This is a genomic window from Oceanicaulis sp. UBA6590 (assembly GCF_002433705.1).
Taxonomy (GTDB): Bacteria; Pseudomonadota; Alphaproteobacteria; order Caulobacterales; family Maricaulaceae; genus Oceanicaulis.
The window spans coordinates 41,303-53,854 of record NZ_DJIQ01000034.1 but is presented as its reverse complement, the minus strand read 5'-3'; the positions used below and the strand labels follow the sequence as shown (position 1 = coordinate 53,854).

General features: G+C 63.5%; 14 protein-coding genes. 6 read left to right on the top strand and 8 right to left on the bottom strand.

Annotated features, from left to right (window positions below; translation table 11 throughout):
• Window positions 1-5 precede the first annotated feature (5 nt).
• The 5 genes from B2Z70_RS07355 to B2Z70_RS07335 form a co-directional block, all read right to left on the bottom strand.
• Window positions 6-788 carry a TRAP transporter small permease subunit gene (locus B2Z70_RS07355; protein WP_292982169.1) on the bottom strand — a complete coding sequence of 261 codons (783 nt, stop codon included), beginning with the start codon at window positions 786-788 and terminating at the stop codon, window positions 6-8.
• Window positions 789-791: 3 nt separating this feature from the next.
• Window positions 792-1,913, bottom strand: coding sequence for a TRAP transporter substrate-binding protein (locus B2Z70_RS07350; RefSeq protein ID WP_009800776.1), 1,122 nt, complete (start codon window positions 1,911-1,913; stop codon window positions 792-794).
• Between the two features lie 60 nt (window positions 1,914-1,973).
• A complete protein-coding gene (locus B2Z70_RS07345) occupies window positions 1,974-2,720 on the bottom strand; it encodes an arginyltransferase (protein WP_009800777.1) in 747 nt (248 codons plus the stop codon).
• 37 nt (window positions 2,721-2,757) lie between these two features.
• Window positions 2,758-4,590, bottom strand: coding sequence for an SLC13 family permease (locus tag B2Z70_RS07340; RefSeq protein WP_292982168.1), 1,833 nt, complete (start codon window positions 4,588-4,590; stop codon window positions 2,758-2,760).
• A gap of 109 nt (window positions 4,591-4,699) precedes the next feature.
• On the bottom strand, window positions 4,700-5,611 hold the full coding sequence (locus B2Z70_RS07335; protein ID WP_292982167.1) for a flagellar motor protein MotB: 912 nt from the start codon (window positions 5,609-5,611) through the stop codon (window positions 4,700-4,702).
• 84 nt (window positions 5,612-5,695) lie between these two features.
• On the opposite strand from B2Z70_RS07335, the gene B2Z70_RS07330 reads away from it, so the two are divergent.
• The 5 genes from B2Z70_RS07330 to B2Z70_RS07310 are packed head-to-tail and all read left to right on the top strand — an operon-like array spanning window position 5,696 to window position 9,078.
• Window positions 5,696-6,166, top strand: coding sequence for a flavin reductase family protein (locus B2Z70_RS07330; protein WP_292982166.1), 471 nt, complete (start codon window positions 5,696-5,698; stop codon window positions 6,164-6,166).
• A 9-nt stretch (window positions 6,167-6,175) separates the two neighbouring features.
• Entirely contained in the window at window positions 6,176-6,565 is a 390-nt protein-coding gene (locus tag B2Z70_RS07325) for a cupin domain-containing protein (RefSeq protein ID WP_292982165.1), read from the top strand.
• A gap of 1 nt (window position 6,566) precedes the next feature.
• On the top strand, window positions 6,567-7,436 hold the full coding sequence (locus B2Z70_RS07320; RefSeq protein ID WP_292982164.1) for an NAD(P)-dependent oxidoreductase: 870 nt from the start codon (window positions 6,567-6,569) through the stop codon (window positions 7,434-7,436).
• Between the two features lie 5 nt (window positions 7,437-7,441).
• Window positions 7,442-8,449: a TIGR00341 family protein gene (locus tag B2Z70_RS07315; RefSeq protein WP_009800783.1), complete on the top strand. Its 1,008-nt coding sequence runs from the start codon at window positions 7,442-7,444 to the stop codon at window positions 8,447-8,449.
• Window positions 8,446-9,078, top strand: coding sequence for a trimeric intracellular cation channel family protein (locus B2Z70_RS07310; protein WP_009800784.1), 633 nt, complete (start codon window positions 8,446-8,448; stop codon window positions 9,076-9,078). The genes B2Z70_RS07315 and B2Z70_RS07310 overlap by 4 nt, the downstream gene beginning before the upstream one ends.
• Here the strand turns inward: B2Z70_RS07310 and B2Z70_RS15480 are convergent.
• The 3 genes from B2Z70_RS15480 to hemB are packed head-to-tail and all read right to left on the bottom strand — an operon-like array spanning window position 9,075 to window position 11,511.
• A complete protein-coding gene (locus tag B2Z70_RS15480) occupies window positions 9,075-9,356 on the bottom strand; it encodes an MJ0042-type zinc finger domain-containing protein (protein ID WP_518167575.1) in 282 nt (93 codons plus the stop codon). The genes B2Z70_RS07310 and B2Z70_RS15480 overlap by 4 nt on opposite strands.
• Window positions 9,357-9,395: 39 nt before the next feature.
• On the bottom strand, window positions 9,396-10,532 hold the full coding sequence (locus B2Z70_RS07305) for a trans-sulfuration enzyme family protein (protein WP_009800786.1): 1,137 nt from the start codon (window positions 10,530-10,532) through the stop codon (window positions 9,396-9,398).
• Window positions 10,525-11,511, bottom strand: a complete 987-nt coding sequence (gene hemB / locus B2Z70_RS07300) for a porphobilinogen synthase (protein WP_292982163.1) — start codon at window positions 11,509-11,511, stop codon at window positions 10,525-10,527. The genes B2Z70_RS07305 and hemB overlap by 8 nt, the downstream gene beginning before the upstream one ends.
• A gap of 90 nt (window positions 11,512-11,601) precedes the next feature.
• On the opposite strand from hemB, the gene B2Z70_RS07295 reads away from it, so the two are divergent.
• On the top strand, window positions 11,602-12,552 hold a 951-nt coding region (locus B2Z70_RS07295; protein ID WP_292982162.1), incomplete at its 3' end, for an acyl-CoA dehydrogenase family protein.

Here is a 12,552-nt window from a genome sequence, read left to right as displayed (position 1 = left end):
AGCCTCTAAAGCTCATGTTCTGCATCATCTTGGCCGGCAGGCGGCGGCGTCTCGCCAGACAGGGTCAGGGCGGCGCGAGAGGCCATGGCGAAACCCTGCGCGATCATCATCACGGCGAAGACTGGAATGGCGGTTTTCAGAAGGAAGACCAGCGGCAGGCCGTCGCTTTCGCGCGAGCGCTCGAGAATGCGCCAGGCGCCGCCCACATAGCTTTCGGACGTCATCAGGATCAGCCAGCACATCGGAATGAGCGCCAGATAGACGCCCAGAAGGTCCGTCCAGGCTTTGCCGCGCTCGGACAGCCTTGTGTAGAGAATGTCCACGCGGACATGGCCGCCATGATAGAGCGTCGCCGCGCTCGACAGCAGGAACAGGATCGCGTGAAGATAGATCACGCTTTCCTGCAGCTTGGTGATCGAGACGCCGAAGACATAGCGCTGCACGACGATCAGGCCGGTCACGAGAACAAGGCCCAGCGCCGCCCAGCGCACCATGTCCCCGACGGTCAGGGAGATCGCATCAAAGAGCGCGATCAGACGTCTCAAGAGCTTTGAAACCGGCTGCGGCAAGCCTCTGAAACGCCCGTAGAGCGCGCTCAGAAGGGCGATGAGAAGAAACGGGCTGAGTCCCAGACCGAGCCAGCCGAGCCCCGTGCCGGCCTGGGCGGCGACACCGCGCAGATGGGCGTCCAGAAGGGCGCCCACGGCTCCGCCGCTGATAGCGTCCACACCGAGCAACAGGACCGTGATCCCGATCAGGGCGAGCAACAGGAGGTCGGCGAGCTTCATGGTCTAGCGACCAAGCACGAGTTCGCGGTTCTGATAATAGGGCGCTTCGGACACATTGGCCCAGTCCCGTCCCAGACGGCGCGCTTCGCGATAGCTCTCATAGACGCGACGGCTGAGCGGATCGGCATTTGCCGTATCGGCCACCACCTGTTCGGAAATGCGCCCGACTTCGCGCCAGATCTCTTCAGAGAACTGACGCAGCTGCACGCCATGCTCTCCCGTCAGGGTGCGCAAGGCGAGGCCGTTCTGATAGGTGAATTCGGCGAGCGACTGGTTGTTGGCGGCGCGCGCTGCAGCGCGGACGATGGCCTGCTGATCGGCGGGCAGGGAGTCCCAGACGCCGCGATTCAGGCCGACGGCGAGCGCCGAGCCCGGCTCGTGGAATCCCGGACCGTAATAATAGGGCGCCTCACGATAGAAGCCGAACGCCAGATCGTTCCACGGGCCCACCCATTCGGTGGCGTCGATCGCGCCCGATTGCAGGGATTGATAGATCTCGCCGCCCGACAGCGCCACGGCGGCGCCGCCCAGTTCGCGCAGCACCGAACCGCCCAGGCCCGGAATGCGCATGCGCAGGCCGCGGAAATCCTCGAGCGTGTTCACCTCGCGCTTGAACCAGCCGCCCATCTGGTGGCCCGAATTGCCGGCCTGGAAGGCGATCAGGCCGAACTGGCCGGACAACTCCTCCCAGAGCTCCTGACCGCCGCCATATTCGACCCAGCCCATGATTTCATGGGCGGTCATGCCCATGGGGACGGCGCAATAGAAGTTGAAGGCGGGCGAGCGGCCCTGCCAGTAGTATTCCGCGCCATGATACATGTCGGCGACGCCGTTCGAGACTGCGTCGAAGACCTCGAACGCGCCCACGATCTCACCTGCGCCATAGACCTCGACGTCCAGAGCGCCGCCGCTCATCTCGGTGATGAATTGCGCGGTGCGCTCCGCCGCCGAACCCAGTCCCGGAAATCCGGTGGGCCAGGTGGTGACCATGCGCAAACGGCGCGTGCGATTGCGGTTCACCGCCGGGGCGGCCGGAGCGCTCTGCGCGCCATTTTCCTGAGAACAGGCCGATGCGGCGCCAGCGGCGACCACCGCCGCGCCGGACAGGAATGTACGACGATCCATGGTTCCTCCCCCTTGGATGGCCTGATTATGGTTCAGGTCCTCATCCGGTGTTGCGTCTGATCAATCGTGCGCGTCCCCGGGCGGCTGCAATATGCGCCAGCCTTCAGGTTCAAGCACTTCAAGCGGTTTGTACTGAGCCTTGTAGTCCATTTTCGGACTGCCTTGCACCCAGTATCCCAGATACACGAACGGCAGGTTTTCCGCCTTCGCCCTTTCCACGTGGTCCAGAATGATATGGGCCCCGAGGCTGTCCTTCGCGCGTTCCGGCGCAAAGAAGCTGTAGACCAGCGAGAACCCGTCGATCAGCCGGTCAACGAGAACGCAGGCGATGAGCTGGCCTGCGCTATCGCGGTATTCCACCAGTTCGGTCTGTTCCGACCCGTCCTCGACCATCGACGCGAAGTCGAAGAAATCCATCCCCGCCATGTCGCCGTCGCCATGACGCGTATTGAGATAGCGGCTTAGAAGCGCGAACTGCTCGGGCATGGCTTCGGCCGGACGCGCCATACGCAAGAGGTCCGCATTCCGCCGGGACACCCGTCGTTGGGTGCGCGAGGGTTCGAAGTCGGCGACCGGAATGCGCGCCGATTTGCACGCCGAACACAGCTCGCAGGCCGGACGGTAGAGAATGGACTGGGACCGCCGAAAGCCGGCATGGGTGAGGATGTTGTTCAGATGCGCGGTCTGGTCATTGTCCACGCGCGTGAAGATCTTCCGCTCCATCCGGCCCTCAAGATAGGGGCAGGGCGTCGGCGCCGTCAGGAAGAACGGCAATTGACGGGTGGCGAACGGTCGGGTCACGGACATCCTCTGCGCGTTACGAGTCGAGCCAGTCTAACCTGAGCTAGGTCAGCGTGAAACTGATCGCCACCAAAACCGTGAAGGCCAGCCAGATCAAGACAGCGAGCGGCGCGCCGGCGCGAATGAAGTCGGCGAACCGGTATTTGCCGGGCCCCATGACCAGAAGATTGGTCTGATAGCCGATCGGGGTAGCGAAGCAGGTGTTGGCGGCGAACAGCACCGTCAAGGCGAACAGGTGCGGGTCTGCGCCCACCGAATTGGCCGCCGTGACTGCGATGGGTGTGAACAGGATCGCGGTGGCGTTGTTGGAGAGCACGTTGGTCAGCACCATCACCAGGAAGAACAGCGCAGAGACCAGCGCCGTCGTTCCGAGGGGGGAGAACACATGCACCACGCCCATGGCGAGCACGGCGGCGCCGCCGGTCGCTTCCATCGCTGTTCCAAGGGCGAACGCCGATCCGATGAGCAGGTAGAGCTTGAGGTCGAAGGCGCGAGCAGCCTGGCGCACATTCAGACATCCCGTGCCGATCATCGCGGCGGCGCCGATAAGCGACGCGGCCACAATGGGCAGGATGCCGGTGGAAGCGGTGAGAATGACGCCCGCCAGAATGAGCCGGGCGATCGAGGCCTTGCGGATGTCGGGCAGGTCTGACGTCGCCCAGTCCATCAGCAGCACGTCCCGGTCCAGACGCAAGCGACGCATGGCGTCCGCGCCGCCGAACAGCAAGAGGACATCGCCGGCCTCGAGACGGATTTCCCCCAACTTCGCCCGGATCATGCGCGAGCGGCGCTGCACGCCCAGCACGATGGCGCCCACCGCGTGACGGAACCCGATCTGACGCACGGTGCGGCCGATCAGGCGTGAGCCGGGAGACACCACCGCTTCTGTCAGAGCCAGGCGTTCGCCCCGGGTGGGCAGGTCGGCGGGGCCGGCCGAGCGCAGAACGCCCTCAACAAATTCGGCCCGGCTCGAGAGCAGTTCGGTCAGTTTCTTGCGCGTCGCCGCGATGATGATGAGATCACCCTGCTTGAGCTCGATCTCGTCAAAGGGCGGCAGGAAGGCGTCCTCTCCGCGCTGGATCATGCGCACGGTGATGTCGCCCAGCTCGGTGAACATGCCGGCGACCGGTTTGGCGCCGATCATGGGGTGACCGGCCGTGACTTCGATCTGGGCGATATACTGCTTGCCGGGGGAGCCGCCCTTGTCGTCCTCGGCTTCCTCCCGCTCGGGCAAGAGTCGGGGCATGATGAAGGTGATGTAGAGTATGCCCACCGCAGAGAGGATCATGCCGATGCGGCCCGGCTCGAAGAAGCCCAGCTTCTCCCCCGTGGTCGCCAGCAGGCTGTCCGCCACAAGAAGGTTGGTGGACGAGCCGATCAGCGTGGTCATGCCCGCGAAGATGCACACAAAGCTGAGCGGCATCATGAAGATGGACGCCGACCCTCCCATCCGCGCCGCCACAGCGCCCAGAATGGGAATGAACATCACCACGACAGGCGTATTGTTGATGAAGGCGGAGACCCCGAAGACCAGCGCGAACAGCGTGATGATGGTCAGCTTGGGCCGCACGTCGAACATCGACAGAAGCGTCCGGGTCGGTCCGTCCAGCGCGCCGGTGTGGAAGATGCCCTGACCCACGACGAGCAGCGCCATGATGGTCAGAAGCGCCGGATTGGCGAATCCGGCCAGCAGCGTGGCGGCTGTGGGCGCATCCGGCGCGCCGAAGAACTCGAAGAAGACAAGAGCGACGCACAGGATCACCACCGAGACCAGCTCGAGGGCGAACTTTTCCCAGCAGTAAAAGACGATGGCTCCGCAAACGCCGAGCAGTACCGCCCACATCCGCCAGTCCGAAAGGACGGAAAGATCGTCCATGCCTGTCACTCTTGCCGCACGCGGATTCGCGCCAAAGGCTTCAGGTTAACGTCTTTGCGCCCGGATGCGAGCGTCAAGCGCTGCATCCGGGCCAATCGGGTGTGGAGGGCTAGAGGGAGTGACCCGGCGGTATGGCGGGCGCTTCACGCAGCAGCGTGATCGACAGGCGTCGATTGCCCGGCAGATAGGGGTCGTCGGGGAAGAGCGGCTCGGCGCCGGCCTTGCCGCGGACTTCCGCAATCCGGTGATCGGGAATGCCGGCCTCGGTCATGATGTTCAGCGCGGCGTTGGCGCGCGCGGAGGACAATTCCCAGTTGGACACGCCGCCGACCGGAGCCGGGCTGGCGTCGGTATGGCCGGAAATCGTGATCCGGTTCGGCAGGCGCAGAACGATCTCGGAGATCGTGCGCAACAACACGCGGGCGCGGCTGTTGGGTTCGATCGCGCCCGGCTCGAACATCGGGCGGCCTTCCTGGTCGATCAGCTGGATGCGCAGCCCTTCAGGCGTTTCCTCAATGAGGACATGACGCGACAGCTCGGCGAGTTCGGGCATGTCCTGCAGCGCCTGACGCAGGGATTGCTCGGCGCTTGCGAATTGCGCCGCTTCACGACGCGCGACGGCGCTGGCGAAGGCGTCAGAGGACGCCTCGGGCTGGCCGCCGGCTGCGCCTGAGGCCTGATCGGCCTCCTGTTCGCGTGAGACATCCTGTTCGGAGCGGGGCGCGAGGCGTTCAACGATGGAGGAGGAACCTGATCCCCGCGCGCCGTCATCGCCAAAGCTGGTGCCGCCCAGAACGCCGCCCGAACCGGACGTGGTGCGGCTGACGCTTGCGGGTGCGAAATAGTCCGCGATGCCCTGACGCTGTTCGGGTTCTGTGTTATTGATCAGCCACATCATGAGGAAGAACGCCATCATTGCCGTCACGAAGTCGGCATAGGCGACCTTCCAGGCGCCGCCATGGTGACCATGGCCGCCGCCCTTCTTGACTTTCTTGATGACGATCGGTTGATCCGAACTCATATCCACCCACCTTCGGCTTTTCTGGCGGACACCTTGGCGCAACAGGGTTAAATCTGCGTTGTCAAAACGAATCAGGAGTGAAATTTGTCACTGTTCGAGCGCGAATTCCGTGATTGCCTTGGCCGCTTCGCGACCGGAGTGGCCCTGATCACGGTTATGGATGAAGGGTCTGCGCGGGCGATGACGATCAATTCGTTCGCCTCGGTGTCCCTGGATCCGCCGCTGATCCTCTGGTCGCTCGCCAAGGATAGTCATCGCTATGATCGCTTCCTGAATGCGCAGAACTTCGCCGTGAACATCCTCGCGGCCGATCAGGCGGATCTGTCCGCCGCCTGTGCGCGCAATGACGATCTTCACGCCAATGGAGGCCAGTGGACGCTGGCGGACAATGGCGCGCCCCTGCTCAAGGACGCGATTGCGCGTTTTGAATGCCGTCGCCATGCCGTCATGCCTGGCGGCGACCATGAGATCATTCTGGGCGAAGTGCTGAACGTGGACCGGCCGCGGGATGCAGAAGCGCTGGTTTTCGTTCGTTCGGGTTACAAGCAGATCTGAGACAGCATCATGTTCGCAGACGTCAAACGCCTAGAGGCCGAGTTCGCCCAAATCCACGAGCACTGGTCGCCGCGGGTCATCGCCCGTGTCAATGACCAGTATGTCAAGCTCGCCAAGCTCAAGGGCGAGTTTGTCTGGCATGATCATGCGCAAGAGGACGAGTTGTTCTTCATCGTGAAGGGGCGGCTAGAGATGCAATATGAGGACAGGACTGTGGCCCTGTCCGAAGGCGACATGCATGTCGTTCCCAAAGGCGTCCAGCACAATCCCGTCGCGCAAGAGGAATGCTGGGTCATGCTGGTCGAGCCGGTCGAGACCAAGCACACAGGCGATGTGATGGCGGACAGGACCCGCAGTCTGGACGAGCAATTGGCCGGTAGCGGCCTTGAAGGAGCATAAAATGGCGGTTGTCGCATTCCTGGGTCTTGGCGTGATGGGGTTCCCCATGGCGGGGCATCTGAGCAAGGCCGGTCATGAGGTCAGGGTGTGGAACCGCACGGCGAAGAAGGCGAGAGACTGGGCGACGAGGTATGACGGCGCGGCCTGCGACTCTGTGGAAGCGGCGGTCGATGGCGCCGATTGCGTCTTCATGTGCCTGGGTGACGATCCAGATGTGCGTGTGGTGGCGGATCTGGCCTTGCCTGCCATGAAGTCGGGCGCGGCGCTGGTCGATCACACCACGGCGTCCGCCGAGCTGGCGCGTCAACTCGCTGAAACGGCGAAAGCGATGGGCATCGGCTTCCTCGACGCGCCGGTCTCCGGCGGTCAGGCGGGCGCCGAGAATGGCCAGTTGTCGATCATGTGCGGCGGCGAGCCGGAGGTGTTCGCGAAGGCCGAAGCGATCATGAGCTGTTACGCCAAGGCCATGGTCCACGCCGGACCGGCAGGCGCAGGCCAGCTGACAAAGATGGTCAACCAGATCTGCATCGCCGGTGTGGTGCAAGGGCTGGCCGAGGGCCTTCACTTCGCCAAGCGCGCGGGACTTGATCCGGAAACGGTGATCTCCGCAGTCTCCAAGGGCGCTGCTCAAAGCTGGCAGATGGAGAACCGCTGGCAGACCATGGTCAACGGTGAATTCAATTTCGGATTTGCAGTGAACTGGATGCGCAAGGATCTTCGAATTGCACTCGAAGAGGCGCGCAACAATGGTGCGCGCCTGCCGGCGGCAGCGCTGGTTGATCAGTTCTATGCCGAGATCGAGGCCATGGGCGGGGATCGCTGGGACACCTCCAGCCTGATCGCCCGTCTGGAAAACGCCGATCGGACCTGACGCTCATGCGCCTGATTGAAGTCACCTTTCCCGATGGCGAGAAAGTCCAGCCGATCCTCAAGGCCACCTTGAAGACCAATCCGCTCGACCATCGCCTGACCGAGCCGGACAATCAGGGCAAGCGCCTGTTGCGCCTGACGTTTCGGGACGGGGATGGACAAAAGGCGATCGATGCCGTCCAGGCCATTCTGGAGGGCGAGCAGAACTGGCGGCTCGTCGTCATACCCATCGAGGCGAGCGTGCCGCGCCTTGAGGAAAACCCTGACGAGGAGACTCGCACAAAGCGTCGTCTGGCGTTGCGCGAGGAGATGTATCAGGACATCGCCAAGGGCGCCGAGATCAATTCCGACTTCCTGATGCTGACCGCGCTGTCCACGGTCGTGGTGGTGTTCGGCCTGTCTGCGGACAATGTCGCCGCGGTGATCGGGGCCATGGTGATCGCGCCGCTGCTGGGGCCCATCCTCGCCTTTTCCTTCGGATCCGCCCTGGGTGATCTGGCCTTGATGCTGAAAGCGGCGAAGACGGCTGTCACGGGCCTCGCCCTGGGGCTGGCGCTCAGTTTCGTGGTGGGGCTGATCTACGAACCCAATCTGTTTTCCGACGAGCTGATGAGCCGCACCGTGGTGGGACCTGACTCCGCAGCGCTCGCCTTGGCCGCGGGCGCGGCCGCCGCCTTGTCGATCGCGACCGGTCTGCCGGCCGCGCTCGTGGGCGTGATGGTGGCGGTGGCGCTGTTGCCGCCGGCCTCCGCTGCAGGCTTGCTCGCGGGCAGCGGGGCGTGGGAGCTGGCCGGGCGGGCGACCCTGCTCCTGTCGATCAATGTGGTGGCGGTCAATCTCAGCGCGCTCATGGTCTACTATTTCAAGGGCGTGAGGCCGCGCACCTGGCTGGAGCGCCGATCCGCCAAGCGCTCGGTCTATGTGAATGCAGGCGTCTGGATCACCCTGATCGTGATCCTGTCTGCGCTGGCGGCCCATTTCGCGGCGACGGGCGGTGAGGGTGTCCAGCTATGAATGTCGCCTTCGTGTTCCTGACCCTGAACTATATCGGCATCTTCGTGTTCGCCCTCTCAGGCGGAATCCTGTCGGCGCGCAAGCATCTCGATCCGTTCGGCGCCGCCGTGATCGGCGCTGTCACCGGCATGGGCGGCGGCACGCTGCGCGACATGCTGCTGGGGCGGTTGCCGGTCTACTGGATCGATGCGCCGCATTATCTTCTGCTCGCGCTCGCGGGCGGCGTGATTGGCTATTACGGCTCCGAACTCGTGCGGGGTGAAGAGGGCGCGCGCTATCGCGCCCTTGTCTGGGCGGACGGCGCGGGACTGGCGGTGTTCTGCGTGCTGGGAGCCCAGGCAGGCCTGACGGCGGGCGCGCACTGGACCATTGCGTTGGTGACAGGGGTGATGAGCGCCGCATTCGGCGGGCTGGTGCGCGACATCATAGTCAATGATGTGCCGCTGATCCTGCGCGCGGACGTGTATGCGCTCGCGGCGCTTTTTGGCGCGTCGGTCTATGTGGGCGCCGTCTCTCTGGATGTTCCGACCGGCGCCGCGGCTGTCGGGGCCGCCCTCGCAGCGTTTGTGCTGCGGGGTTGCGCAATCCAGTTCAGATGGTCGATCCCGCCGATCGGACGCGTGGACTAGCGGATGACGGGACGCACCGCGCAAGTCGCGAGATAGGCGGACGCCGCTGCGATGGCGGCGACGCCGACCAGAAGGATGCCTGTGCTGATCTGCTGCAAAGTCAGCATCAATCCAATTGCGCTTGTCCCGACCAGAGCCAGCATCAACAACAAGATGGGCGGCGAAAACTCCCATCGATAGAGGTGACCGCACGTCGAACATCGTGCGTGTCTGGATGAGATCAGGCTGAAAAGTGCGGACACTTCAAGCGGCGTCTGACAATTCGGACACCTGTACATAATAATCCTCAAAACATGCGAATTCGTCTCTGAGGTATATCACAGATGGTCAAGAACAACCACAAGGTCGTCTATCAGGTCTTCAGCCGCTTCTATTCCGCATGACAGCCGTACAAGATCGTCCGGTGTCGGGCTGCTAGGCCCTTCAATCGGCTTGCGATGCTCGATCAGGCTCTCCACGCCGCCAATGGATGTGGCTTGCAGGAACACCCTGGTGGAGGCGCACAGCTTGCGTGCTGCATCCGCGCCGCCCTTGAGCCGGATCGAGAGAAGGCCGCCAAAACCGCCCGTCATCTGACGCGCGGCGACGGCATGGCCCGGATGGCTTTCCAGACCAGGATAGAGCACATGGCTGACCGCCTTGTGCTGGCTCAGGGTCTGCGCGAGCTGCATGGCGTTGCGACTCTGGCGTTCGTAACGGACGAACAGGGTGCGCAGGCCACGCATCATCAGCCAGCTGTCGAACGCGCTCGGGATCGCCCCTGACAGGCTGTGTCCCGTGCACAGTCTTTCCCAACGCTCATTGTGTTCCTTCGTCGCCACAGCCCCCATCAGCACGTCGGAATGCCCGTTGAGATATTTGGTGGCCGAATGCATGACGAGGTCGGCCCCCAGATCCAGAGCGCGTGTGGTGCAGGGCGGGGCGCATGTGCTGTCAACGCCCAGCATCGCCCCGGCCTCATGCGCGATCTCGGCGGCGCGCGCGATATCGACGATCGCCCAGCTGGGGTTGGCGGGCGTCTCGATCCACACAAGCTCGGTCCGGCCGCCCTGGACCGCTTTTTTCAGACCATTGATATCGTGCGGTTCAAAGAAGCTCAGCGAGATGAGGCCCTTTGAGGCGAGGTGATGCAGGAGCTTCTTCGCGCCGTAATACATCTCGGTCTGCGCAACCACATGCGCGCCGACCTCCAGCGTGTCGAGCACGGCGGAGATCGCCGCCAGGCCGGAGCTGAACAGGCGCGCATCCGCAGCATTCTCAAGAGCGGCCAGGACCTTGGCGGCCTGCACTTCGGTCGGGCCCTGAGGGCGGCGATAATCCATCTCGCCCACCAGCGCGTTCTTCTGGTCGCGCATGAACGTGGTGGCGGGGTGGACAGGCGGGATCACCGCGCCGGTCTCCCGGTCGGTCTGATGCAGGGCCTGGGCGGCGAGAGTTTCGGGACGCTTAGCCATTGAGGAGTTCCGCCGCTTTCGGTGCAAAATAGGTCAGGACGCCGTCTGCGCCGGCGCGTTTGAACGCCAGGAGGCTTTCGAGCATGGCGCGTTCGCCATCAATCCAGCCGTTTTGCGCGGCGGCCTGGATCATGGCGTATTCGCCCGAGACCTGAAAGGCATAGGTCGGCATCTCGAAGGTCGCTTTCAGGCGCGCCACGATATCGAGATAGGGCAATCCCGGTTTGACCATGATCATGTCCGCGCCTTCATCGATATCGAGCGCGACTTCGCGGATCGCCTCGTCGGTATTGGCGGGGTCCATCTGGTAGGTCTTCTTGTCGCCCTGGAGCGCGGTGGCGCTGCCAATGGCGTCGCGATAGGGGCCATAGAAGGCCGAAGCGTATTTTGCGGCGTAGGACATGATCATCGTGTCCTGGAAGCCCTCAGCGTCGAGCGCCTCGCGAATCGATCCGATTCGCCCATCCATCATGTCCGACGGAGCGACCACGTCGGCGCCCGAAGCCGCCTGCATGAGCGCCTGGCTGCACAGGCGTTCGACTGTCGCGTCATTGAGGATGACGCCATCCTCGATCAAACCGTCATGGCCATGGTCGGTGAAGGGGTCGAGCGCGACGTCGCAGATGATTCCCACTTCAGGAGCCGCATCCTTCATCGCCTTGATGGCCTGCGCCACCAGACCGTCCGGATTGTCCGCCTCACGCCCGTTTTCATCCTTCAGGGACGGATCGATATGGGGGAAGATCGCAATGGCCGGAATGCCCAGATCGCGGGCCCGACGGGCCGCGTCGGCGGCCGCCTTCACGCTCAGGCGCTCCACGCCCGGCATGGAGGCGACAGGCTCGGTCGGGTCCGCCTTGTCAGACACCACCAGCGTCCAGATCAGGTCGTTCGGCGTCAGCGCATGTTCGCGCATCAGGCGGCGAGACCAGTCATGAGCGCGCATTCGGCGCATACGGGTGGTGGGAAAAGCGGCCATCTTGGTCTATCTCGCTTGCAGCAAATCAGAACACATCGCGTTTTTCGCGGTCGGAGCCGGTCCAACCCGGTCTGTTTAGGAGGTTTCCCCGTGCATTTCGAGCTGTCAGAAGAGCAAGCGCTGATTCAGGACGCAGCCCGCAAGTTCGCCGACGATCGTCTCAAGCCCCATGCGGCGCAATGGGACGAGGACAAGCACTTCCCCGTGGATGTGCTGCGCGAGGCGGCCGAGATGGGGTTCGCCGGCATCTACACCCGTGAGGATGTAGGCGGGTCGGCCATGAGCCGGGTTGATGCAGCCCTGATCTTTGAACAACTTTCGCGCGGTTGCGTATCCACTGCAGCCTTCATCTCCATCCACAACATGGTCAGCTGGATGATCGACAGCTGGGGCAATGACGAACAGCGCCAGCGCTGGCTGCCTGAAATGACCCGGATGGACAAGATCGCATCCTATTGCCTGACCGAGCCGGGCGCAGGGTCCGACGCCGCCAATCTGCGCACCAAGGCGGTGCGGGATGGCGATCATTATGTGCTTAATGGCTCGAAGGCCTTCATATCCGGCGCAGGGACGAGCGATCTTTACGCCGTGATGTGCCGCACCGGCGAGGATGGCCCCAAGGGCATTTCCACAATCATCGTGGAGAAGGACACGCCCGGCCTGAGCTTCGGGGCGAATGAGCGCAAGATGGGCTGGAATTCCCAGCCGACCCGCGTGGTCACCTTTGAAGATTGCCGTGTGCCGGTCGAGAACCGGATCGGTGAGGAAGGGCAGGGCTTCGGCTTCGCCATGCAGGGCCTGAATGGCGGTCGCATCAATATCGGCGCCTGTTCGCTGGGCGGCGCCGCGGAAGCCGTGGATCTCGCCACACAATACGCCAAGGAGCGCAGCCAGTTCGGTCGCAATATCGCAGACTTCCAGGCCACCCAGTTCAAGCTGGCCGACATGGTCACCGAGCTTGATGCGTCGCGCATGATGCTCTTGCGTGCGGCTGACAGCGTGGATCGCAAGGATCCGTCAGCCGCCATGCATTGCGCCATG

Excerpts from the sequence above, each read along its gene's own strand:
- B2Z70_RS07355 (WP_292982169.1), bottom strand. The coding sequence starts at position 788 with ATGAAGCTCGCCGACCTCCTGTTGCTCGCCCTGATCGGGATCACGGTC.
- B2Z70_RS07350 (WP_009800776.1), bottom strand. The coding sequence starts at position 1,913 with ATGGATCGTCGTACATTCCTGTCCGGCGCGGCGGTGGTCGCCGCTGGC.
- B2Z70_RS07345 (WP_009800777.1), bottom strand. The coding sequence starts at position 2,720 with ATGTCCGTGACCCGACCGTTCGCCACCCGTCAATTGCCGTTCTTCCTG.
- B2Z70_RS07340 (WP_292982168.1), bottom strand. The coding sequence starts at position 4,590 with ATGGACGATCTTTCCGTCCTTTCGGACTGGCGGATGTGGGCGGTACTG.
- B2Z70_RS07335 (WP_292982167.1), bottom strand. The coding sequence starts at position 5,611 with ATGAGTTCGGATCAACCGATCGTCATCAAGAAAGTCAAGAAGGGCGGC.
- B2Z70_RS07325 (WP_292982165.1), top strand. The coding sequence starts at position 6,176 with ATGTTCGCAGACGTCAAACGCCTAGAGGCCGAGTTCGCCCAAATCCAC.
- B2Z70_RS07320 (WP_292982164.1), top strand. The coding sequence starts at position 6,567 with ATGGCGGTTGTCGCATTCCTGGGTCTTGGCGTGATGGGGTTCCCCATG.
- B2Z70_RS07315 (WP_009800783.1), top strand. The coding sequence starts at position 7,442 with ATGCGCCTGATTGAAGTCACCTTTCCCGATGGCGAGAAAGTCCAGCCG.
- B2Z70_RS07310 (WP_009800784.1), top strand. The coding sequence starts at position 8,446 with ATGAATGTCGCCTTCGTGTTCCTGACCCTGAACTATATCGGCATCTTC.
- B2Z70_RS15480 (WP_518167575.1), bottom strand. The coding sequence starts at position 9,356 with ATGTACAGGTGTCCGAATTGTCAGACGCCGCTTGAAGTGTCCGCACTT.
- B2Z70_RS07305 (WP_009800786.1), bottom strand. The coding sequence starts at position 10,532 with ATGGCTAAGCGTCCCGAAACTCTCGCCGCCCAGGCCCTGCATCAGACC.
- hemB (WP_292982163.1), bottom strand. The coding sequence starts at position 11,511 with ATGGCCGCTTTTCCCACCACCCGTATGCGCCGAATGCGCGCTCATGAC.